The sequence below is a fragment of the Aquibacillus albus genome (assembly GCF_016908325.1).
Lineage (GTDB): Bacteria > Bacillota > Bacilli > Bacillales > Amphibacillaceae > Aquibacillus_A > Aquibacillus_A albus.
The window spans coordinates 51,782-74,131 of the sequence record NZ_JAFBDR010000014.1; the positions used below are offsets into that span (position 1 = coordinate 51,782).

20 protein-coding genes are annotated in these 22,350 nt (G+C 35.8%); 18 read left to right on the forward strand and 2 right to left on the reverse strand.

Features of this window, described 5'->3' with window-relative positions:
- Positions 1-245: 245 nt before the first annotated feature.
- From rny to mutL, 9 genes are all read left to right on the forward strand, one after another.
- Positions 246-1,808, forward strand: coding sequence for a ribonuclease Y (gene rny / locus JOC48_RS12705; protein ID WP_204500236.1), 1,563 nt, complete (start codon positions 246-248; stop codon positions 1,806-1,808).
- 128 nt (positions 1,809-1,936) lie between these two features.
- On the forward strand, positions 1,937-2,734 hold the full coding sequence (locus JOC48_RS12710) for a TIGR00282 family metallophosphoesterase (RefSeq protein ID WP_204500238.1): 798 nt from the start codon (positions 1,937-1,939) through the stop codon (positions 2,732-2,734).
- 105 nt (positions 2,735-2,839) lie between these two features.
- Positions 2,840-3,100 carry a stage V sporulation protein SpoVS gene (gene spoVS / locus JOC48_RS12715; RefSeq protein WP_044157499.1) on the forward strand — a complete coding sequence of 87 codons (261 nt, stop codon included), beginning with the start codon at positions 2,840-2,842 and terminating at the stop codon, positions 3,098-3,100.
- 217 nt (positions 3,101-3,317) lie between these two features.
- Complete coding sequence (locus tag JOC48_RS12720) at positions 3,318-4,244, forward strand: dipeptidase (protein WP_204500240.1); 927 nt, start codon at positions 3,318-3,320, stop codon at positions 4,242-4,244.
- Positions 4,245-4,388: 144 nt separating this feature from the next.
- Positions 4,389-5,966, forward strand: a complete 1,578-nt coding sequence (miaB, locus tag JOC48_RS12725; protein WP_204500243.1) for a tRNA (N6-isopentenyl adenosine(37)-C2)-methylthiotransferase MiaB — start codon at positions 4,389-4,391, stop codon at positions 5,964-5,966.
- A gap of 2 nt (positions 5,967-5,968) precedes the next feature.
- Positions 5,969-6,397 carry a YlbF/YmcA family competence regulator gene (locus JOC48_RS12730; protein WP_204500245.1) on the forward strand — a complete coding sequence of 143 codons (429 nt, stop codon included), beginning with the start codon at positions 5,969-5,971 and terminating at the stop codon, positions 6,395-6,397.
- Positions 6,398-7,326: 929 nt separating this feature from the next.
- Positions 7,327-7,890, forward strand: coding sequence for an outer spore coat protein CotE (gene cotE / locus JOC48_RS12735; protein WP_204500247.1), 564 nt, complete (start codon positions 7,327-7,329; stop codon positions 7,888-7,890).
- A gap of 236 nt (positions 7,891-8,126) precedes the next feature.
- Positions 8,127-10,715 (forward strand): DNA mismatch repair protein MutS, encoded by a 2,589-nt coding sequence (gene mutS / locus JOC48_RS12740; RefSeq protein WP_204500249.1) that lies wholly within the window; start codon positions 8,127-8,129, stop codon positions 10,713-10,715.
- A 13-nt stretch (positions 10,716-10,728) separates the two neighbouring features.
- Entirely contained in the window at positions 10,729-12,579 is a 1,851-nt protein-coding gene (gene mutL / locus JOC48_RS12745) for a DNA mismatch repair endonuclease MutL (RefSeq protein ID WP_204500251.1), read from the forward strand.
- A gap of 103 nt (positions 12,580-12,682) precedes the next feature.
- Here the strand turns inward: mutL and JOC48_RS12750 are convergent, their stop codons facing one another.
- Positions 12,683-12,982 (reverse strand): hypothetical protein, encoded by a 300-nt coding sequence (locus tag JOC48_RS12750; RefSeq protein WP_204500253.1) that lies wholly within the window; start codon positions 12,980-12,982, stop codon positions 12,683-12,685.
- A gap of 265 nt (positions 12,983-13,247) precedes the next feature.
- Between JOC48_RS12750 and JOC48_RS12755 the strand changes: the two genes are divergently transcribed.
- The 3 genes from JOC48_RS12755 (at position 13,248) to hfq (ending at position 15,026) form a co-directional block, all read left to right on the forward strand.
- Positions 13,248-13,700: a Dps family protein gene (locus tag JOC48_RS12755; protein ID WP_204500256.1), complete on the forward strand. Its 453-nt coding sequence runs from the start codon at positions 13,248-13,250 to the stop codon at positions 13,698-13,700.
- Between the two features lie 126 nt (positions 13,701-13,826).
- A complete protein-coding gene (gene miaA, locus JOC48_RS12760; RefSeq protein ID WP_204500258.1) occupies positions 13,827-14,753 on the forward strand; it encodes a tRNA (adenosine(37)-N6)-dimethylallyltransferase MiaA in 927 nt (308 codons plus the stop codon).
- Between the two features lie 48 nt (positions 14,754-14,801).
- Positions 14,802-15,026, forward strand: coding sequence for an RNA chaperone Hfq (hfq, locus tag JOC48_RS12765; RefSeq protein ID WP_204500260.1), 225 nt, complete (start codon positions 14,802-14,804; stop codon positions 15,024-15,026).
- Positions 15,027-15,088: 62 nt separating this feature from the next.
- Here the strand turns inward: hfq and JOC48_RS12770 are convergent, their stop codons facing one another.
- Positions 15,089-15,277 carry a hypothetical protein gene (locus tag JOC48_RS12770; protein WP_204500262.1) on the reverse strand — a complete coding sequence of 63 codons (189 nt, stop codon included), beginning with the start codon at positions 15,275-15,277 and terminating at the stop codon, positions 15,089-15,091.
- 155 nt (positions 15,278-15,432) lie between these two features.
- On the opposite strand from JOC48_RS12770, the gene JOC48_RS12775 reads away from it, so the two are divergent.
- The 6 genes from JOC48_RS12775 to glnA all read left to right on the forward strand — a co-directional run bounded on the left by JOC48_RS12775 (position 15,433) and on the right by glnA (position 22,262).
- On the forward strand, positions 15,433-16,443 hold the full coding sequence (locus JOC48_RS12775) for a peptidoglycan recognition protein family protein (protein WP_204500264.1): 1,011 nt from the start codon (positions 15,433-15,435) through the stop codon (positions 16,441-16,443).
- Positions 16,444-16,578: 135 nt separating this feature from the next.
- Complete coding sequence (gene spoVK / locus JOC48_RS12780) at positions 16,579-17,499, forward strand: stage V sporulation protein K (RefSeq protein ID WP_204500266.1); 921 nt, start codon at positions 16,579-16,581, stop codon at positions 17,497-17,499.
- 344 nt (positions 17,500-17,843) lie between these two features.
- A complete protein-coding gene (gene hflX / locus JOC48_RS12785; RefSeq protein ID WP_204500269.1) occupies positions 17,844-19,079 on the forward strand; it encodes a GTPase HflX in 1,236 nt (411 codons plus the stop codon).
- Between the two features lie 9 nt (positions 19,080-19,088).
- Positions 19,089-20,333 (forward strand): methionine gamma-lyase family protein, encoded by a 1,245-nt coding sequence (locus JOC48_RS12790; RefSeq protein WP_204500271.1) that lies wholly within the window; start codon positions 19,089-19,091, stop codon positions 20,331-20,333.
- Between the two features lie 171 nt (positions 20,334-20,504).
- Positions 20,505-20,900: a MerR family transcriptional regulator gene (locus tag JOC48_RS12795; protein WP_204500273.1), complete on the forward strand. Its 396-nt coding sequence runs from the start codon at positions 20,505-20,507 to the stop codon at positions 20,898-20,900.
- Between the two features lie 27 nt (positions 20,901-20,927).
- Positions 20,928-22,262 carry a type I glutamate--ammonia ligase gene (gene glnA, locus JOC48_RS12800; RefSeq protein WP_204500275.1) on the forward strand — a complete coding sequence of 445 codons (1,335 nt, stop codon included), beginning with the start codon at positions 20,928-20,930 and terminating at the stop codon, positions 22,260-22,262.
- Positions 22,263-22,350 lie beyond the last annotated feature (88 nt).

Here is a 22,350-nt window from a genome sequence, read left to right on the forward strand (position 1 = left end):
AATTTGGAAGACTAAGACAATTGCTAAGTGCAAGGAGAACACCGGATTTTTAATCGGTTTTTAGGGAAATTTGTAGGAATTTTGACGTTTCCTTGACATTATATACCCTCAAGATTAAAATTAATTATGTATAATTTTATTTTTTATTATACATTCTTTGATTTAAAACAAGATTAATTAAGTGTAAGAATGTACATGCCGACTTAATTTGATTGTACAAGTTTATAGCAAGAGGAGGTGAAATCATGGATGTTGTAACCATAGTCATCTCCATTTTGCTTGGCCTAATCGTCGGTATTGTTGTTGGTTATCTGATTCGTAAATCTATTGCTGAAAAGAAAATTTCTAGTGCAGAAGACTTGGCAAAACAAATTGTCGATGAAGGACATCGTAATGCAGAGGTTGCTAAAAAAGAGGCACTTCTTGAAGCGAAGGATGAAAATCATAAACTTCGTCAACAGCTGGAGCAAGAGCTTCGAGAAAGAAGAGTAGAAGTTCAAAAGCAAGAAAGCCGTCTGATGCAAAAAGAAGAGAATCTGGACCGTAAAGATGAAACGCTGGATAAGCGTGAGCTCATGTTAGAGAAAAAGGAAAGTTCGCTAGCAGAAAAACAACAACAAATTGAAGAAATGGAAAGCAAAGTGGAAGCTATGTTAGGCGAGCAGCAAGCTGAGCTAGAACGCATTTCCGGTTACACGACTGACCAAGCTAAACAGGTTATTCTAGAACGTGTTGAAAAGGAAGTTAGTCATGAGTCAGCGATAATCATAAAAGAAGCTGAGAATCGTGCAAAGGAAGAGGCTGATAAAAAAGCAAAGAGTATCCTTTCTCTTGCTGTACAGCGTTGTGCGGCAGATCACGTTGCAGAGACGACTGTATCTGTTGTCAATCTACCAAATGATGAAATGAAAGGCCGCATCATAGGTCGTGAAGGTCGAAATATTCGAACTTTAGAAACGTTAACTGGCATCGACTTAATTATAGATGATACACCAGAAGCTGTAATATTATCAGGATTTGATCCGATAAGAAGAGAAACAGCTCGGATAGCCTTAGAAAAACTCGTTCAAGATGGACGTATCCACCCTGCACGTATTGAAGAAATGGTTGATAAATCAAGACGTGAGGTTGACGAGTATATTCGTGAAGTTGGAGAACAAACAACGTTTGAGGTAGGCGTACACGGTCTACATCCTGACCTTGTTAAAATACTAGGTCGCTTAAAATATCGGACAAGTTATGGTCAGAATGTGTTGAAGCATTCAATGGAAGTAGCGTATTTGTCAGGATTACTTGCTGCTGAACTCGGTGAAGATCAAACGATAGCAAAAAGAGCTGGTCTACTTCACGATATCGGAAAGGCAATTGATCATGAAGTGGAAGGAAGCCACGTTGAAATTGGTAAAGAATTGGCCACAAAATACAAAGAAAATGCGATTGTAATTAATGCCATTGCTTCTCACCATGGAGATGAAGAGCCAACTTCCGTGATATCTGTTTTAGTTGCAGCGGCTGATGCATTATCGGCTGCTAGACCTGGAGCAAGAAGTGAAACGCTGGAAAACTATATTAAACGACTTGAGAAATTAGAAGAGATTTCAGAGTCTTACGAAGGGGTAGAAAAATCATTTGCTATCCAAGCAGGTCGTGAAATAAGAATTATGGTTAAGCCAGATGAAATTGATGATGTAGAATCGGTCAAAATTGCTAGAGAAATTAGAAAGAAAATTGAAGACGAATTGGATTATCCAGGTCACATTAAAGTAACAGTAATTCGTGAAACAAGAGCAGTTGAATATGCAAAATAAGCGGCCAACATTGGTCGCTTATTTTTTTGGCTCTGAGAAAGGATAGAGTTGACATTTAGGTATTTTGACTTTTAATGCCAACTATGTAAAACTAAACGTAATTTGACAATAGGAAGGTACGTATACAAATGAGGATTTTATTTATAGGAGATGTTGTTGGTTCACCTGGTAGAGAGATGATTCAACAATATTTACCAAAATTAAAGCAGAAATATCAACCCCATGTAACGATAATTAATGGGGAAAATGCAGCATCTGGGAAAGGAATTAATGAGAAAATATACAAGCAATTTTTAGAATGGGGAGCACAAGCTATTACAATGGGCAACCATACGTGGGACAAGAAAGACATATTTGAATTTATTAATGATGCCCGTTATATGGTTCGACCTGCTAATTTTCCAGAAGATACTCCTGGAAAAGGATTGTTGTTTGTTAAATCGAATAAATTAGAAGTAGCTGTCATTAATCTTCAAGGTAGAACTTTTATGCCTCCATTAGATGATCCGTTTCGTAAAGCTGATCTTTTAATAGAGGAAGCAAAAAAACGAACAAATATAGTTTTTGTGGATTTTCATGCTGAAGCAACAAGTGAAAAGCAGGCTATGGCTTGGTATTTAGATGGAAGAGTTAGTGCAGTTGTAGGAACACACACCCATACTCAAACATCAGATGAACGCATATTACCAAATGGAACTGGATATATATCAGATGTAGGCATGACAGGTCCATATGATAGTATATTAGGCGTTGAACGAGATGCAGTTATCAAGAAATTTTTAACCAATCTACCAGTCCGTTTTGAAGTACCTAAAAAAGGAAGAATGCAACTTAATGGGATACTCATAGATATTGATAATAAAAGTGGTCGTGCAGAAAATGTCGAACGAATTTTAATCAATGATGACCACCCTTTCTTCAGCTAATATTTGAATTTTTTGAAAAATTACTCCATAATAAAGGTAATAACTATCATCTCCAAGAATATAGTAAAAGTGGAACAACTTTAGTAAACTAAGGAGGTACTAGGAATGGAAATATTAAAAGTTTCAGCCAAATCAAATCCGAATTCAGTAGCAGGAGCACTTGCAAATGTGCTAAGAGAACGTGGCTCAGCGGAAATACAGGCGATTGGTGCTGGTGCGTTAAACCAGGCCGTCAAAGCAGTAGCCATCGCAAGAGGATTTGTTGCCCCAAGTGGAGTTGATCTAATTTGTATCCCAGCTTTTACAGATATTATGATTGATAATGAGGAACGAACAGCTATTAAATTAATTGTTGAACCTAGGTAATAGAGTATTATCCTGTTTGCCACACGCAAGCAGGTTTTTTTTGCACGTTAGAAAAGCATAATAAAATTTTAGCATAGAAGTTAATCGTCGTATTAAAAATTTTTAGGAACTAAGTATAAGCGCAACTAGGTGATCGCCTGCTCCTAAAGGCTTGGCGCTAACCTAGTTTTCTTTACAGTTTCTATTTAAAAGATTAAGGTACTGGAGGATATACATAATGATTATTGATGCCCACTGTGACGCGCTATTAAAATTATGGGAAAATAACATATCTTTCTATGATAGTGAGGAATTACAAGTAAATTATGTGAAGTGGAAACAAAGTTCCGTTAAGGTACAGTGCTTTGCAATTTTTGTACCTGATGATGTGCCTGAAGAAGCACAATTTCGTGTTGCATTAGAAATGGTCGATCTTTTTTATGAGCAAGTTATTGCTCCATATGATGACATTACATTTATTTCTAGTAGAGAAGATCTTTTATCTTTAAAAGAAAATGAGCGAGGAGCAATTCTTACGCTAGAAGGTTGCCATGCTATTGGGAGGGACTTGAGTAAATTAAAAGCACTTATTCGTTTAGGTGTAAGAGCTGTTGGGTTGACTTGGAACCAATCAAATGCAGTAGCAGATGGAATTGGAGAGAAGCGTGGAGCTGGATTAAGTGAATTCGGTGAACAAGTAGTAAAATGTTTAAATGAGCAAACTATTTGGACGGATGTGTCTCACTTGTCCTATGAAGGATTCTTTGATGTTATGAAATTAGCAGATTATCCAATGGCTTCTCATTCCAATGCTAGTCAAATATGTTCACATAGAAGAAATTTGGATGATAAACAGATTAAGGCTCTAATTGAACGAAAAGGTTGGATTGGTGTAACATTTGTTCCGTACTTTTTATCTGATCAAGAAACAGTTACACAACAGGATGTTATCAAACATATTAACTATTATTTAGATAAAGGTGCCGAGAATTGTTTAGGATTTGGTTCTGATTTTGATGGAACGGATCGATTTGTATTAGGGCTTTATGATTATTTAGAATATGATTCATTTGTACATCAATTAAGGAATTCGGTATCTTCAGATCTATTGAAAAAGATTTGTTACCAAAATTTTGTTGACAAGTTCCCTCGAAAACTAGGTTAACAAAGCTTCCAATAATTGATGCTTTAAGATTAAGAGTATTCTACCATATAATTATAAAGAAACTTTGTTTTTCTAGTATTCCCTTGGTATAATATTTAAATTGGATGGAATTTGATTATGCTTATATAGGAAAGGAGTTCCAATATGAACGAACAACAAAGAAAACAGTCTAATCATATAAAACAGGTGGATCCATCGGACATAAAATCCGCTACGGATTCAAACTTAGAACGACTACAAGGAATGGATTCTGATGAGTTGATAGGGAAATATTTCCAAACAACCTACGAACCACCTAACCTTAAAAAGGCAAAAAAACGTAGAAGAGAAGACGTAGAAATTCATTATGACTTCGGTATCTCGGATGATTTAAAGAATATTGGTAAAGGAAAAAAGTTCCTTATTCGCACCTATGGCTGCCAAATGAATGAGCATGATACAGAAGTAATGGCAGGTATTTTGACAAATATGGGGTATGAGTCAACCGATGATACGAATGAAGCAGATATTATCCTATTGAATACATGTGCTATTCGAGAAAATGCTGAAAATAAAGTGTTTGGTGAAATTGGTCACTTAAAACCATTAAAGCTTGAAAAGCCTGATTTAATTTTAGGTGTATGTGGCTGTATGTCACAAGAAGAAGCGGTTGTTAATCGAATTCTTAAGAAACATCCATTCGTAGACCTTATTTTTGGTACCCATAATATTCACCGTTTACCAAACTTAATTAAAGAAGCAATGTTTGGTAAAGAAATGGTGGTAGAAGTATGGTCAAAAGAAGGAGACATCATTGAAAACTTGCCTAAGGTCCGTAAAGGAAAAATCAAAGGCTGGGTCAACATTATGTATGGCTGTGACAAGTTTTGTACGTACTGTATTGTGCCATATACTCGTGGAAAAGAAAGAAGTCGTCGACCTGAAGATATTATCCAAGAGGTGCGTCATTTAGCAGCTCAAGGGTACAAAGAAATAACACTACTTGGACAAAATGTGAATGCATATGGTAAAGACTTGGATATTGACTATGGTCTGGGAGACTTAATGGATGAGATTAGTAAGATTGACATTCCAAGAGTTCGGTTTACAACATCCCATCCAAGAGACTTTGATGATCGTTTAATTGAAGTATTGGCAAAGGGCGGTAACCTTCTTGATCATATTCACTTACCAGTACAGTCAGGTAGCTCAGACGTACTTCGAGTAATGGCTCGGAGATATACAAGAGAAGATTATCTGAAGCTAGTTAGAAAAATAAGAAAAGCAATGCCAAATGCAACGTTAACAACCGATATTATTGTTGGTTTCCCTAATGAAACCGATGAACAGTTTGAGGAAACGATGACGTTGATGGAGGAAGTTGGATTTGAAAGTGCTTATACCTTTATCTATTCTCCTCGAGAAGGAACACCAGCTGCGAGATGGGAAGATAATGTACCTATGGAAGTGAAAAAAGAACGATTACAGCGCTTAAATGCATTAGTGAATAAGCAATCAGCAGAAGCAATGAAAAAGTATGAAGGTCAAACAGTTAAAGTTCTTGTTGAAGGCGAAAGTAAAAAAGATCCAAATGTACTTTCCGGATATACAGAAAGAAATAAGCTTGTTAACTTTGTTGCCCCGAAGTCTGTCATTGGTGAAATTGTAAATGTTAAGATACTAAAAGCGAAGACTTGGACGTTAGATGGCGAGCTCGTTGAAGAAGCAGTAGAGGTGAAATAAAAATGGCACAATATACGCGAAAAGAAGTAATTGAAGAGGCTCATAAATTAGCAAGGATGATGGCAAATATCGAAGAAATTGATCGATTTAAGCAATTAGAAGCTAAGTTAAATGAGAATCAAAAAGTTCAAAGTATGATTAAGAAAATTAAAGCTTTACAAAAGCAAGCAGTTAATTTTCAAGCCTATGGGAAGCATGAGGCACTAAAAAAAGTTGAGGCTGAAATTGATCGTATCCAAAATGAAATTGATGAAATTCCTATTGTTCAAGAATTTAAAGATTCTCAAGTTGTTATTAATGATATTTTACAATTAATATCAAATACCATTGCCCGTGATGTAACGAATGAAGTGATTCGGTCTACTGGTGGAGATTTACTATCAGGAGAAACTGGTTCGAAAATTAATAATGGGTCTGGTTGTGGACATTAATTTAATTAGGAATGAATTACTAGAGGATGCCTGAGGTGGGGCATCCTCTTATTTTTTACGCTGTTTTCTTAAAGATTACTATTATTATGCGTAACATACGATTAATACGCAGTACAGTGAAATTAAAATAGTGCTGAGATATCGCTTCGGCAGAATACTTCGCTGCGGGTCTCACTTTGGCAAATGTTCCCGCAGGTCAAGGAAGGCTTCGGCAGCGTTACATCACATGAAGAAAATTGACTTTATTTTCGAGTAGTCTACATGTATTTCCTACGCTGTATAGTGGATTTATATATTCGTGTAATTCATCGAGGAAAATGAGTAGAAACTAGACGAAAAGCTGACATTCGTGTAATTCATCAAGGAAAATGAGCAGAAATTAAACGAAAAGCTGACATTCGTGTAATTCATCAAGGAAAATGTGTAGAAACTAAACGAAAAGCTGACATTCGTGTAATTCATCAAAGAAAGTGAGCAGAAATTAAACGAAAAGCTGACATTTGTGTAATTCATCAAGGAAAATGAGTAGAAACTAAACGAAAAGCTGACATTCGTGTAATTCATCAAGGAAAATGAGCAGAAACTAGACGAAAAGCTAATATTCGTGTAATTCACAAGAAGGCTCACCAGCCACCCGCGGAAAGCGAAGTGTATTTCCGGAGCGCGTATCCAAGCTCACCTTTTGTTGCGCATTATAGGTCTATTATGCAATAAACAAGGAATACGAAAAGAGCTTATTTTTATAAAAGGTATTCAGTAATTTTTTAAAGTTTTTTGCTTTTATCCGTACACATTAGTGGGCAGCTGCATAGGATGAACTAGAAAACCTTTACTGGGTCTACTTCCATCATATGTGAAAAATAGTTATGCACTTTAGGTAGATAACCTGCATAAAATGACTATGAAAAAAAGAGGAGGTTTTGGTTCATATGTCTTTTCTTGATCAAGAATATCGGGAAATTATTACGAAAGCTGTCATCGGAAAAGGGCGCAAATTTACGCAGGACACAAACAAGATTACACCATCACATAGACCGGCAAGCATATTAGGGTGCTGGGTTATAAACCATCTCTACAATGCAAAGAAAAAAGGTGACGAAATTGTAGAAGTCAATGGAAGCTATGATGTAAACATTTGGTACTCTTATAATGACAACACAAAGACAGAAGTTGTTACAGAGCGTGTTTACTATACGGATCACATTAAACTAGCAGTCAAGGATGCACACACGTTAAATCACGATTTTGAAGTATTTGCCAAAGTTATTCAACAGCCGAATTGTCTAGAATGTGACATTGCTAACCATGATCAAAAAATTGTGGTTGAAGTGGAACGTGAATTTCTTGTTGAAGTTCTTGGGGAAACAAAAGTAACAGTTAAAGTAGATCCAAATGGTATAATTGCTGACGATGACGATTGGGACTTTGAATTGTCTGATGACGAGTTTGATGAAGTCGATCCCGATTTTTTAGCAAACGTTGAAGAAGAATGATACAAATATTGTGATTGGAGTGCGAATATTTATTTGCACTCTTTTTTTGTGATCAGAAATTTTTTACGACATGATGGTCAGTTAATTCAAGTGAAATAACTACACCAAATTAGCATCGGAGGGACTTGGATAAGTACTTGTGGCTAAACAAGATTTTCTTATTCGAATGCTACGAGTTGTTTTCAGTGATATGATATAATTAAAAGAGAATTTTGGATCGTGTTGGGGGAATAAGTATGGCATATACACCAATGATACAGCAATATCTAAAGATAAAGGCAGATTATAAAGATTGTTTTTTATTTTTTAGGTTAGGCGATTTTTATGAGATGTTTTTTGATGATGCAATGGCCGCATCTAGAGAACTAGAAATAACGCTTACAAGTAGAGATGGTGGAGGAGAAGAAAGAATTCCTATGTGTGGAATTCCCTATCATTCTGCGGAAGGTTACATAAAGAATTTAGTTGAAAAGGGTTATAAGGTTGCTATTTGTGAACAAGTAGAAGATCCGAAAGCTGCAAAAGGAGTTGTGAAGCGAGAAGTTGTTCAGTTGATTACCCCAGGTACTGTTATGGAAGGGGGAATGTTAGAGGAAACGGAGAACAATTACTTAGCAAGCATAAGCTTATTTCCTGATAACTCGTTTGTCGTTGCATATAATGACTTATCCACTGGTGAAACGAATGTCACGATCATTGATAGTGGATGGCAGGCTTTATTAAGTGAATTATATAATCGTCCAATTAAAGAAGTAGTCGTATCTACCGATATGGATCATGCGCTTCAAAGTGATTTAAAGGAGAGGTTACAAGTAACGATCTCTTATCAAGACAGTACGGCAATTCCTGATTCACTTAACTACTTGATGGCTAATTTAACAGATGAGCGGTTAATAGAGTCTTTTGGCAGAATGTTAAATTATATTCAATCTACGCAAAAACGTTCGTTAGATCATTTAAAGCCTGCCAAAGAAATAGAATTAAAGCAATTTATGTCACTTGATATGTTTTCAAAAAGGAACTTAGAATTAACAGAAACAATTCTCCGAAAAGGTAAACAAGGAAGCTTACTGTGGGTGATTGACCAAACGGTGACTGCTATGGGTGCTCGTATGTTAAAAAAATGGCTAGAGCGACCAATGCTAAATCGTGCTAGGATCGAAGAACGGTTTAATCTAGTAGACGGATTTTTAGAGCAATATTTTGAACGTGAATCAACTAGAGATATATTGAAATCTATCTATGATCTGGAGCGATTATCTGGGAGAGTTGCATACGGAAATGTGAATGCAAGAGATTTAAATCAATTAAAAATTTCATTACAAAAAATTCCTGAATTAAAGGAATTATTAATGAAATTTCAAAACCAGCGGGTACAAGCCCTAGGAGAAGAAATCAATCCGTTAGATGATTTATTTGAGCTGCTCGATAATAGTCTTATCGAGGATCCGCCTATTACAATTAAAGAAGGCGGTTTGATAAAAGATGGATTTAATGGGCAGTTGGATGATTACAGAGACGCATCTAGAAACGGAAAAAAATGGATTGCCGAATTAGAACAAAAAGAAAAACAAGAAACAAATATTAAATCATTAAAGATTGGTTATAATCGAGTGTTTGGTTATTATATCGAAGTAACGAGAGCTAATCTTCACTTATTGCCGGAAGGAAAATATGAGCGGAAGCAAACACTAACAAATGCAGAAAGGTTTATTACACCTGAGTTGAAAGAAAAAGAATCCCTGATTTTAGAAGCAGAGGAAAAGAGCGTTGATTTAGAGTATCAATTATTTATTAAGATTCGTGATCAAGTAAAGGAATATATTCCACAACTACAAGATTTAGCTGACAAAATTAGTAGAATAGATGTTTTACAAGGATTTGCTACGATTAGCGAACTTAACGATTACCATCGACCATCGTTTAATGATCACCGAGAAGTTAATATTCAAGAGGGCCGCCACCCAGTAGTAGAAAAAGTAATGAAAAATGAGGCCTTTGTACCTAATGATGTATCGATGGATAAAGATACCAACATTTTGCTCATTACTGGCCCAAATATGTCGGGAAAGAGTACTTATATGCGCCAATTAGCGTTAACATCGATTATGGCTCAAATCGGCTGTTTTGTACCATGTTCAACAGCTAATTTGCCAATCTTTGATCAAATATTTACAAGAATTGGAGCGGCAGACGATTTAGTTTCAGGTCAAAGTACATTTATGGTGGAAATGCTTGAAGCAAACCATGCCATTACTAACGCATCTGAAAATAGTTTAATACTTTTTGATGAAATAGGAAGAGGAACAAGTACATATGATGGGATGGCATTAGCGCAAGCAATTATCGAATATTTACATGATCATGTTCATGCGAAGACCTTATTTTCTACACACTATCATGAATTAACAACTTTAGACCAGAGCTTGAAGCAATTGAAAAATATTCATGTTCGTGCAGAGGAATACCAGGGGAAGGTTGTCTTTCTCCATCAAATTCAGGACGGAGCAGCAGACGAAAGCTATGGGATACATGTTGCAAAGCTGGCAGAATTACCCGATTCCTTAATTAATCGTGCCAACGTCATATTGAATCAATTAGAAAGTAAACAAACGGATTCAGCAGATAAGAGTAATCCATTGGATGATGATCAGCAGCTATCCTTTTTTATTAATGAAAAAAAATCAAACCAAACAGAAAAGTCGTTCAAAAAAAATGATAACAATCTAATACAAAATATAAAAAGCTTAAATCTGATGGAAATGACACCCATGGAAGCAATGAATGAATTGTATCAATTGCAAAAGAAAGCGAACGAGAAGTGAAAGGAGAATCCAAATGAAAATATTTCAAATGCCTGATTCTCTTGCGAATAAAATTGCAGCAGGTGAAGTAGTTGAGCGTCCTGCTTCCGTAGTAAAGGAGCTTGTAGAAAATAGCATCGATGCTAATAGTAGTTGGATTAAGGTGGAGATTAGGGAAGCTGGTTTAGAGCAAATTAAAATTACGGATAATGGAGAAGGAATGTCAGAGGAGGACTGTTTGCTAGCCTTTCACCGTCATGCGACTAGTAAAATCCGAAATGAGAAAGATTTATTTCATGTTCGAACTTTAGGTTTTCGTGGCGAGGCTTTGGCCAGTATTGCAGCTGTTAGTCGGTTAACAATTAAGACTTCCACTGGAGAACAAGCTGGTACCATGGTGGAATTAGAAGGTGGAAAGGTTGTTGAAACTTCCAAAAGTGATGCAAGACAAGGCTCAGAAATTAACATTCAAGATTTATTTTTCAATACACCTGCTAGGTTAAAATATATGAAAACCATTCATACAGAGCTAGGTCACATTACAGACGTTATTAATCGTATGGCATTATCACACCCAAATATAAGGTTTGAACTTATTCACAATGATAAACAACTTTTTTTATCATCAGGACGAGGGGATTTGCTACAAATTATTGCTCAAATTTACGGGATGTCTGTTGCGAAAAAAATGATTCCCGTGGAGCATCAAACACTTGATTTTACAATTAAAGGGTATATTGCTAAGCCGGAAGTTACTCGAGCGTCAAGAAACTATATTTCAACAATCATTAATGGGAGATATATTCGTAATATTCCTCTTACAAAGGCAATTACGAATGGGTATCATACATTACTTCCAATTGGTCGTAATCCTTTAGTCGTATTAATGATCGAAATGGATCCTATTTTAATTGATGTAAATGTCCACCCAGCTAAGCTGGAGGTTCGATTTAGTAAAGAAAAAGAGTTATATGAAGCGGTGGAATCAACGATTAGAAGTGCATTTCGGAAAGAAACATTGATTCCAAGTGTCCAACAACAACAACCAAAAAAACAAAAAGACACTTCTCATCAAGATACATTCTCGTTCAACAGTCATGATAATAGAAAATCTGACCTGTTCGGTGATGATACCTCAACCGTTCAAAATGAAAAAGAATCGCAATTAATGGAAGATGCCTTTTTAGCTGCTCAGCAATCGGCTGCTGAAACAGTTACCGGTTATTCTGCCCCAACTGAAAACAATGTGGAAGATCATCCGGATGAAGAAATGGAAAAGCCTACAATTGCAATCGATTCGAATCGAGTACCAGTTATGTATCCAATTGGTCAGCATCATGGAACGTATATTTTAGCTCAAAATGAAAATGGACTATATATCATCGACCAACATGCTGCACAAGAACGAATTAAGTATGAGTATTTCCGTGATAAGTTAGGAGAGGTTCCTAATGAATTACAAGAGCTACTCATTCCACTTACTTTTGATTTCTCTCGGCCAGAAGCACTAATGATTGAGCAATACCAAGAGGAATTAAAGAGGGTTGGTCTGTTCTTTGAACACTTTGGTCAACAAAGCTATGTTATCCGTGCACATCCCCAATGGTTCCCAAAAGGGTTTGAAGAAGAAGTAATCCGAGAAATTGTGGAGCAAGTCATTACTGAAGAACGAATAAATATTGCCAAAATAAGAGAAGAAGCAGCCATATTGATGTCTTGTAAACGATCTATTAAAGCCAATCATTACTTAAATACGGATGATATGTTTCGTCTATTAGAGGATTTACGGAAAACTACGGATCCATTCACTTGTCCTCATGGCCGGCCAATTATTATTCACTTTTCGGAATATGAAATGGAAAAAATGTTTAAACGTGTGATGTAATTTATCGGGGCTGTCCCTTTGCGTTTGTGACAGCCCCATTTTTTGTGTGGTTGAGGAGGTTAGATCATTACTTTATGGTCAGCCTATTTTCTTTTAAAAAAGGTTAGCTATTATCGGTTGATGCATTATCATATGGATCTTCACTTTCTTTTCCTTTTTCATCGTGAGTAGGATGTGCACCTGGTACTTTTCTCGGAAGATCTTCATGAAAGTTACGTCCTTCATAGGTAAAATTACTATAAAACTGCTGTCCTTCCTTCCAAGGAGTATCTTTATTTCTGACAAGCTCCGTTTTGTTCGTTAATGAACCATACGGACCTTCAGGATATTCTTCAGATGTTAAAAAATTTCTCTGTGTTTCTACATTGGAGAAATCTGTATATTTTCGGTCTTTTTCACTCATAATCAACACCTCCGTTTAAAATTAGTGTAAACATGAAATGAAAAATTATGTTCTATTAAAGTTGGATGATTGAATTTTGAAGCACTCGAAATCAGTAGAAAATTAATGAAAGATGCGGTTTCCCAGGTAATAATCTATATTTCAGTCCATAACTTTAAAAAAATACCAGAAGTTGTTCCAATACTAAAATTGTCACAAAGGCGAATAAAAATTGGATCCTAACCAAAAATAGTGAAGAGACGTTAGAAAGGTAGGTGAGGGTCGAATGCAAGATAATCAAAAGTTAATTAATTTTTTAAATCAAGAATTATCCAATTTTGCTGTGCTTTACATCAAGCTTCATCGTTATCATTGGTTTATTCAAGGTAGGCATTTCTTTAAGTTACATGAGGTGTTCGAAGAGCTTTATAATGAAGCGGCAGAAGATTTAGATGAAGTGGCGGAAAGAATCCTAGCCATCGGAGGAAAACCTTTGGCAACGATGCATAAATACATTAAGGAAGCAACCTTACAAGAAGCACAAGCAGATGATAAAGAAAATGAGATTATTCACCAATTGTCTGAGGATTATAAAACAATGATTAAAGAAATTAAAGAAACTGGAGTGCCATTAGCAGATGAAATGAATGACCAGCCAACAGTTGACTTGCTAAATGACATTCACGGAAGATTCGAAAAACATGTGTGGATGCTTAGAGCGTATATTGCTTATGAATAAATAGGAAGGTTGTCGCTTATTTAAGCGACAGCTTTTTGTAATCAATAAAGTACATTGCAGAAATACTTGCATCGTGTATAATGATAAATCAGATACATAGATGAAAAAGTCTTTAGGGGAATGGTGATGAAACAAAAAGTAGTTGCAATAGTAGGACCTACAGCTGTTGGGAAAACAAGTTTAAGTGTAGAAATCGCAAAGCGGTTTAATGGAGAAATCATTAGTGGTGACTCTATGCAAATTTATAAGGGAATGGACATTGGAACAGCAAAAGTAACGGAGGAAGAAAAAGAAGGTATCCCACACTATATGATTGATATAAAAGAACCATATGAATCCTTTTCTGTTGCTGAGTTTCAATCACTAATACAGCAATATATTCAAGTTATTGCAGGCAAAGATCGCCTACCAATTATTGCTGGTGGAACTGGATTATATATACAAGCAGCATTATATGACTATAATTTTGCTGAAAAGGAAAGAGACGAGACATATCAAAAAAAAATCGAACAAGAAATCGAAGAGTATGGAATGGAAAATGTATTTAAACGGCTTAAATCAGTAGATCCGGAACAAGCTGATAAAATACACCCAAATAATAGAAGACGAGTGATACGTGCATTGGAAGTTTATGATCGGACTGGGATGACCATGTCTGAATACCATGAGCAACAGATGGGGGATTCAGGTTATGAACCAATTATTATTGGACTTGAAATGGATCGGAAAGAGCTCTATAAGCGGATAAATCAAAGAGTCGATCTTATGATTGATTCAGGACTAATTGACGAAGTCCGCTCATTATATAATCGGGGAATAAAAGATGCTCAAGCCATGAAAGCAATTGGATATAAAGAACTCATTCCATATATAGAAGGTACGATGTCCTTAGAGGCGTGCGTGGAGGTATTAAAGCGTAATTCTAGAAGGTACGCCAAGCGACAATATACATGGTTTAAGAATAAAATGGATGTTCATTGGTTTCCAATATCAGTTGAGCAGAAAGATGAAAACTTTAGAATTATTTTAGATGATTTAGCAGGAAAGCTCTAAAAAAAATAGAAATAATAATTTATAGATAGAAAAGAGGAGGATAAACCAATGACACAATCAGTGAACATTCAAGATCAATATTTGAACCAATTACGTAAAGATCGTATTCAGGTTACTGTATTCTTAACAAATGGCTTTCAAATCAGAGGAGTAGTAAAAGCATTTGATAATTTTACAGTGTTAATCGATACAGACGGTAAGCAACAATTGATTTTTAAGCACGCTATCTCTACATTTGCACCATCCAAAAACGTTACGTTAGAAAAAGAATAGTTATGAACAAAAGGGTGCCTGTATCCTAAACGGTCTGGCACCCTTTTATATTGTTTAAAAAGCTATTTTAAAGTTTTATTAAATCTTTCCATATCTAGGTCCTTCTTTAATCTATTCACATGAAAAGGATTAGCTGATTCCTTATTTGCCTCCGTGCGTATTCCAATTTGTTTTCCAACTGAATCAGAGATAATTCCCTCTTTTTTTCCATCGAAATGTGGGTGTTGTTCACCATAATCCCAATCTTGCATGATTACATTCACCTCCTAAGTTTAGGGTTCCTAATTAAAATGAAAAAATCCATTCGTACCTTTAAGAGGATAATGAAAAGTAGAATAATTTTATAACTGTATTACAAAGCTATAAAGGATAAGTTTTCGGAAATCACAATGAAAGGATTGTATCAATGAAAAAACAATTTGTGCTTCTATTTAGTTTGATTTTATTCATGTTACTGAATATATCTCCAGCGCATGCAACGAATAATCCCAGAAATATATATGAGGTCAAATCAGGGGATTATTTATGGAAAATTGCAAATACCTATGAGACTTCTGTGAAAAACTTGAAACAAATCAACGGTCTGCAATCTGATTTACTATTAGTTGGTCAGAAATTAAGGGTTCCCGTCATGTACGAAGTTGTCTCTGGGGATACCTTATGGAAGCTTTCTCAAGCATTTAATTCTACAGTCCAGTCCATAAAAACAACAAATGGACTTACATCTAACATGATTTATATCGGTCAAAAATTAAAGATTCCTCCTAAAAAACTGAACATGCAGGGACAATATGTTCTTATGACCAGGGAAGAATTTAAGGATTGGCTATTTAACCATAAATTCACTAGAGAAATTGGTACCATCCAACAACATCATACGTACCAACCATCCTATCAGCAATTTAATGGTTCGAATCATTTTGCGCTGTTGAAGGGCATGGAAGATTATCATGTTAATGGGATGGGATGGAGCAATATTAGTCAACAGCTGACTACATTTCCAGATGGGACAGTAGCAGTTGGTAGGCCATTTAACACACCTCCCGAGGGTTCTTTTGGTTTACTAGATGATTCTGTCATGCATGCAATTGAAGCTAATGCACTGGCTATTGAAAATGTTGGGAATTTTGATGCAGGTAATAATCAAATGACCGCGGAACAAAGGGACACGATTATTACGGTCACTGCCTTACTCATGCTAAAGTTCGGACTAACGCCTTCTATTGACAGTATCACATACCATCATTGGTGGGATATTAACACGGGAGAAAGAGTCTTGGATAACGGTGAAGGACATGCTATTAAAACTTGTCCAGGTACAGGATTTTTTGGAGGGAATTCCACGACTACTGCAAAAAATAATTTTTATCCATTAGTTAGGCAAAAAATGCAAGAAATTTTAGCATCTATGCCATAGTTGTCTCCCTCGCTAATATTAAATAAATTTAACACCATGAACCGCGTCAAATTAATGATTGTAACTAATTTTTATAGGCATTTGTCACATACTTTAGCTTATTTGCGTATAATGTGGTGAGTAAGGGGTGGTGACGTGGATTCTCAAGTATCATTAAATAAAAATGGTCAAATTAATATTGTATTGCATGAAAGAGAGAATGTTGTCATTGATAACAAACAGCAATTCAAAAATGAAGAAAATAGTCCTTTTCAAAGGATTGATCAGGAGTTTTCCTCTTTTATTGGAATGAACCGCCTAAAAGAAACCATTAAGGAAATTTACGCTAACATTCAAATAAATCAAAAGAGAGAAGAAGTCGGACTGAAAACACAAAAGCAAGTACTCCATATGTTATTTAAAGGGAATCCAGGTACCGGGAAAACAACTGTTGCAAGAAAACTAGCAAAGGCATTTTATGAAATGAACGTATTATCCAAGGGCCATTTCGTAGAAGCGGAACGTGCGGATCTTGTAGGGGAATATATTGGCCATACAGCTCAAAAAACAAGAGAACTAGTTGAAAAAGCAATGGGGGGTATTTTATTCATTGATGAAGCATACTCCCTAGCAAGAGGTGGAGAAAAGGATTTTGGAAAAGAAGCAATTGATACGTTAGTGAAACATATGGAGGATCATCAGAATGAATTTATTTTAATTCTTGCTGGGTATCCAAATGAAATGGATCATTTTTTAACATTAAATCCCGGTTTAGCCTCACGGTTTCCAATTGTTATGGAATTTGAGGATTATACTGTAGATCAACTGTTACAAATCGCTAGACAGATGGCAGTTGAACGGGAATATCAATTAACAAAAGAAGCGGAGTGGAAGTTAAGAGATTATTTGATTAAGCAAAAGCAAGGCTATAATAATCACAATTTCTCTAATGCTCGATTTGTACGGAATGTTATAGAAAAATCCATTCGAAAGCATGCTGTACGCTTAATGAAAAAGAATACGTTTAATACCGAGGAGTTAATGTTAATTAACAAGAGTGATTTAACCTTTGAGTAATCAAAAAAATCAAAACTCAATTTAAGTAGTTCAATACTGTTGGATGGAAATCTCTTCGAGCATAGAGGTAAATTAACAATAGAATTAGACACAGACAATAACGCATGGATAATAATGAATCCATGCGTTTTAATCATCTAAATATGAATATTAAAAATTGAGTTGTTTGGGAAAATTACTAACGTATGGTTATTTTTGTCTCATCGTTTGAAATCAGTTTAGCAATAATGTGAGTCAAAAGTTAAAGCTAAGATATGGGAAATTCCACTTTCTCTGCCATTTTTGGTAAAATAAATGAACGTATTTAAAAATAGACGAACGCAAATTAGAAATGAGGTTTACGAATGCAAGAAAAAGTTTTAATTGTAGCAGTTTATCATAACAACAAGGACGATGAGGAACGATTCCAGTACTCTTTGGACGAACTTCAATCATTAACCGAAACCGCGAAAGGTGAGGTTTTAAAAGTTATTACCCAGAAAAGGGATAGGATCCATCCAGCCTTGTATTTGGGGGATGGGAAGATTGAGGAAATTAGGAAATATGTTGAGGAAATGGAAATTGATTTAGTTATATCAAATGATGAATTGTCTGCAGGGCAATTAAGAAATCTTAATGATCGTTTAGGTGTACGGATTATAGATAGAAGTCAGCTGATTTTAGATATATTTGCACAACGAGCAAATACGAAAGAAGGTAAGCTGCAGGTTGAATTAGCTCAGTATCAATATATGCTGCCTAGATTACAGGGACAAGGTCAAGCTTTATCGAGACTTGGAGGTGGTATTGGGACAAGAGGTCCTGGTGAAACCAAGCTTGAATCAGACCGGAGACATATTAGACGAAGAATAGATGAGATAAAGAGAAGGCTGTCAACAGTGGTTAACCAGCGAGAACAATACCGAAAGAGAAGAAAGGAAAATCGAGCATTTCAAATTGCCATTGTTGGTTATACGAATGCTGGGAAGTCAACGCTATTCAATCGTTTAACAAATAGCAAATCTTTGGAAGAAAATCAATTATTTGCAACATTGGATCCAATGTCGAGGCAAATCCAATTGCCCTCAGGTTTACGTGCAATTATAACGGATACCGTTGGATTTATTCAGGATCTTCCGACATCTTTAATAGCTGCTTTTCGGTCAACGCTTGAGGAAGTAACAGAAGCTGATTTTATTCTTCATATGGTCGATGCTTCTCATCCTGATAACCAACAGCATCAACAAACGGTGCTAAAGCTTTTACAAGAATTAGATGCGGACAAGATTCCAATGCTAACTGTTTATAATAAAAAAGATTTATTGACAGGTGAATTTATCCCGCAAGCCCATCCATTTTTACGAATAAGTGCATATGATGACGATGATATTAGGCAGATGCTTATCAAAATGGAAGAGGTAATTAAAGACGAATGGGAGTTTTATAACGTTTTTATCCCTGCTTCAGAAGGGGCTTTGATTCAAAAGTTAAATAGGAACACAATTATACACGATCAAACATTCCAAGATGTAGACGAAGGCTATATGATTCAAGGGCATATCGATCCAGATCACCCATTGAAATTTAGAATGAAGGAGTAGCAACAGCGCATGATCAACGGTTTAGAAAAAATAGTAGAGGAAGCCATAGGGCAACAGCTTAATTTTATTGATGAAATCGCAGCAAGCAACCAAAAAAGGGTTCTTAATGCTTTCCGTAATAGAAAAGTTAGTGACAGTCATTTTAATCCTACAACTGGTTATGGATATGATGACTATGGTAGAGATGTATTGGAATCCGTTTATGCAGATGTTTTTGGAGGAGAGGACGCGCTAGTACGTCCGCAGATCATTTCAGGAACACATGCAATCACTACCGCATTATTTGGCGTTTTAAGACCAGGGGATGAATTGCTTTACATTACTGGTAAACCTTATGATACGCTTGAGGAGGTTGTAGGGAGTCGTGGCTCTAATAACGGATCCCTAAAGGATTTCAATATTGCTTTTCATGCTGTACCTTTAACGGAAGCGGGAAATGTTGATTGGACAGGTATAAAAAAGCATCTTAATAATAATACTAAAATGGTTGGTATTCAAAGGTCAAAGGGATATGCGAATAGACCTTCTTTCACAATTAATGATATAAAAGAAATGATTCAGTTTGTAAAAGAAATTAGCCCAGAAGCGATTGTCTTTGTTGATAACTGCTATGGAGAATTTGTAGAAATAGAGGAGCCCACTCATGTAGGAGCAGATTTAATTGCTGGATCTCTCATTAAAAATCCTGGTGGTGGAATTGCACGTACCGGTGGTTACATTGTTGGCCAAAAGCAATGGATTGACTTATGTGCAAATCGATTAACAGCACCAGGTTTAGGTAAAGAAACGGGAGCTAGTTTAGGTTTATTACAGGAAATGTTCCAAGGATTATTCTTAGCTCCTCATGTGGTTAGTGAGGCTTTAAAAGGGGCAGTATTCTCGTCTAAACTACTATCATTGATAGGATTTCAAACAACACCAGCATTTGATGAAAAACGAACGGATTTAATTCAATCGGTTCAATTTGAAAAAGCTGAACAAATGGTAGCATTTTGTCAGGCCATTCAAAAAGCTTCACCTGTTAATTCACACGTTGTACCATATCCTGCTCCGATGCCAGGTTATGAAAGTGATGTTATTATGGCCGCAGGAACATTTATTCAAGGAGCAAGCCTAGAACTGACAGCAGATGGGCCAATAAGACCACCGTTTCAAGCATTTGTTCAAGGTGGGCTAGTATATGCTCATGTTAAAATAGCATTAATGGAAGCTGTTGAAGCTTTATATGAGCAAGGATATGTTTCCAATTTATAATAAAATGTAATTTATTGTAATAGAAGCTTACATAACAAGCATTACTTTTATGACAAATTTAAAAAATTTTTTAAATTTTTTTATGTAAAGAAAGCTCACACGTATTGACAATTTATTTTCCGATTGTATAATGAAAATATGGAAAAGATGAAAATGAAAGGGGTGGAAAAAATGAGCGATTTAGATAGACGTTCGATGCCCTTATTTTCCATAGGTATTGTTAAGTCCCTTACTGACTTAACAGCTAGACAGATTCGTTATTACGAAGAGCATGATTTGATTCATCCAGCTAGAACAGATGGTAATCAACGATTATTTTCCTTTAATGATGTTGATCGGTTACTAGAGATAAAAGAGTTAATCGAAAAGGGAATAAATCTAGCAGGTATAAAGCAAGTTCTGTCTATTAAAGATTTACCAAAAACAAAAGAGTTGGATGAGGATCAAGAAACACCAGAGCTATCAGAAAAAGAATTAAGAAAAATTTTGCACAAAGAATTACTAGATACTGGTAGATTTGGTAAAGCTTCGTTGCGACAGGGAGAATTATCACGATTCTTCCATTAAAAGAAATACTTTAAAGGAGAGGAAAACATGGCAAAATTCACAAAAGAAGAAATTAAAAAACAGATCGAGGAGCAAAACGTAAAATTCATTCGTCTACAGTTCACTGATTTACTTGGGACTATTAAAAACGTTGAAATCCCTTTGAGCCAACTAGATAAAGCGTTAGACAATGAAATGGCTTTTGATGGTTCGTCTATTGAGGGGTTTGTGCGTATTGAAGAATCTGATATGAAATTATATCCAGATCTTGATACTTTCTTAGTATTCCCTTGGACATCAGAAAAAGGTAAAGTTGCTCGCTTTATTTGTGACATTTATAATCCAGATGGAACTCCGTTTGAAGGGTGTCCACGTTATAACTTAAAGCGTAACCTTAAGAAGATGGAAGAACTAGGATTTACTGCATTTAACCTTGGTACAGAACCAGAATTCTTCCTTTTTAAGCTTGATGAACAAGGTGAACCAACCCTTGAATTAAATGATAAAGGCGGATATTTCGATCTTGCTCCTACAGATTTAGGGGAAAACTGTCGCCGCGATATTGTTTTAGAGCTTGAAGAAATGGGATTTGAAGTAGAAGCATCTCACCACGAAGTTGCACCAGGTCAGCACGAAATTGACTTTAAGTATGCTGATGCTGTAAAACATGCTGATGATATTCAAACATTCAAGTTGGTAGTTAAAACAATTGCTAGAAAACATGGATTACATGCTACATTTATGCCAAAGCCGCTATTTGGAGTTAATGGTTCTGGTATGCACTGTAATATGTCTTTATTTAAAGATGGAACAAACACATTCCTTGATGAAAATGGTCCATTACAATTAAGTGAGACTGCTTATCAGTTTATTGCAGGTATTATCAAGCACGCATTGAACTTTACAGCTGTTACTAACCCAACAGTTAACTCATATAAGCGTCTAGTTCCTGGTTATGAAGCTCCTTGTTATGTTGCTTGGTCTGGAACAAACAGAAGTCCATTAATCCGTGTACCAGCTTCAAGAGGTATGAGTACTCGTATCGAGGTGCGTAGTGTAGACCCTTCAGCAAATCCATACCTTGCAATGTCAGTACTACTAGCTGCCGGTCTAGATGGAGTTGAAAATAAACTTGAGGCACCTAAAGCTATTGATCGTAATATTTATGTTATGGATAAAGAAGAAAGAGAAGCAAATGGAGTTAAAGATCTACCAGCAACTTTATCTGACGCTCTAGTAGCATTAGAGCAAGATCCGGTTATTGTAGAGGCATTAGGTGAGCACCTATTCGAACACTTTGTTGAAGCAAAAACAATTGAATGGGACATGTTCCGTACTCAAGTTCATCCTTGGGAAAGAGAACAATACATCCAGTCATATTAATCTATTACTTAAAAATTCCTTGGTACATTTGTGCCAAGGAATTTTTTTCGTTGTCTAGGAAATTGAAAAAGTATATGTGAATGATTGT

What these genes read in the sequence shown, in the direction of transcription:
- mutS (WP_204500249.1), top strand. Translation starts at nt 8,127, where the DNA reads ATGGCATATACACCAATGATACAGCAATATCTAAAGATAAAGGCAGAT.
- JOC48_RS12770 (WP_204500262.1), bottom strand. Translation starts at nt 15,277, where the DNA reads ATGCAAGATTGGGATTATGGTGAACAACACCCACATTTCGATGGAAAA.
- JOC48_RS12710 (WP_204500238.1), top strand. Translation starts at nt 1,937, where the DNA reads ATGAGGATTTTATTTATAGGAGATGTTGTTGGTTCACCTGGTAGAGAG.
- JOC48_RS12720 (WP_204500240.1), top strand. Translation starts at nt 3,318, where the DNA reads ATGATTATTGATGCCCACTGTGACGCGCTATTAAAATTATGGGAAAAT.
- rny (WP_204500236.1), top strand. Translation starts at nt 246, where the DNA reads ATGGATGTTGTAACCATAGTCATCTCCATTTTGCTTGGCCTAATCGTC.
- glnA (WP_204500275.1), top strand. Translation starts at nt 20,928, where the DNA reads ATGGCAAAATTCACAAAAGAAGAAATTAAAAAACAGATCGAGGAGCAA.
- JOC48_RS12730 (WP_204500245.1), top strand. Translation starts at nt 5,969, where the DNA reads ATGGCACAATATACGCGAAAAGAAGTAATTGAAGAGGCTCATAAATTA.
- JOC48_RS12790 (WP_204500271.1), top strand. Translation starts at nt 19,089, where the DNA reads ATGATCAACGGTTTAGAAAAAATAGTAGAGGAAGCCATAGGGCAACAG.
- JOC48_RS12775 (WP_204500264.1), top strand. Translation starts at nt 15,433, where the DNA reads ATGAAAAAACAATTTGTGCTTCTATTTAGTTTGATTTTATTCATGTTA.
- JOC48_RS12755 (WP_204500256.1), top strand. Translation starts at nt 13,248, where the DNA reads ATGCAAGATAATCAAAAGTTAATTAATTTTTTAAATCAAGAATTATCC.
- spoVS (WP_044157499.1), top strand. Translation starts at nt 2,840, where the DNA reads ATGGAAATATTAAAAGTTTCAGCCAAATCAAATCCGAATTCAGTAGCA.
- hfq (WP_204500260.1), top strand. Translation starts at nt 14,802, where the DNA reads ATGACACAATCAGTGAACATTCAAGATCAATATTTGAACCAATTACGT.
- cotE (WP_204500247.1), top strand. Translation starts at nt 7,327, where the DNA reads ATGTCTTTTCTTGATCAAGAATATCGGGAAATTATTACGAAAGCTGTC.
- miaA (WP_204500258.1), top strand. Translation starts at nt 13,827, where the DNA reads ATGAAACAAAAAGTAGTTGCAATAGTAGGACCTACAGCTGTTGGGAAA.
- JOC48_RS12795 (WP_204500273.1), top strand. Translation starts at nt 20,505, where the DNA reads ATGAGCGATTTAGATAGACGTTCGATGCCCTTATTTTCCATAGGTATT.
- hflX (WP_204500269.1), top strand. Translation starts at nt 17,844, where the DNA reads ATGCAAGAAAAAGTTTTAATTGTAGCAGTTTATCATAACAACAAGGAC.
- mutL (WP_204500251.1), top strand. Translation starts at nt 10,729, where the DNA reads ATGAAAATATTTCAAATGCCTGATTCTCTTGCGAATAAAATTGCAGCA.
- miaB (WP_204500243.1), top strand. Translation starts at nt 4,389, where the DNA reads ATGAACGAACAACAAAGAAAACAGTCTAATCATATAAAACAGGTGGAT.
- JOC48_RS12750 (WP_204500253.1), bottom strand. Translation starts at nt 12,982, where the DNA reads ATGAGTGAAAAAGACCGAAAATATACAGATTTCTCCAATGTAGAAACA.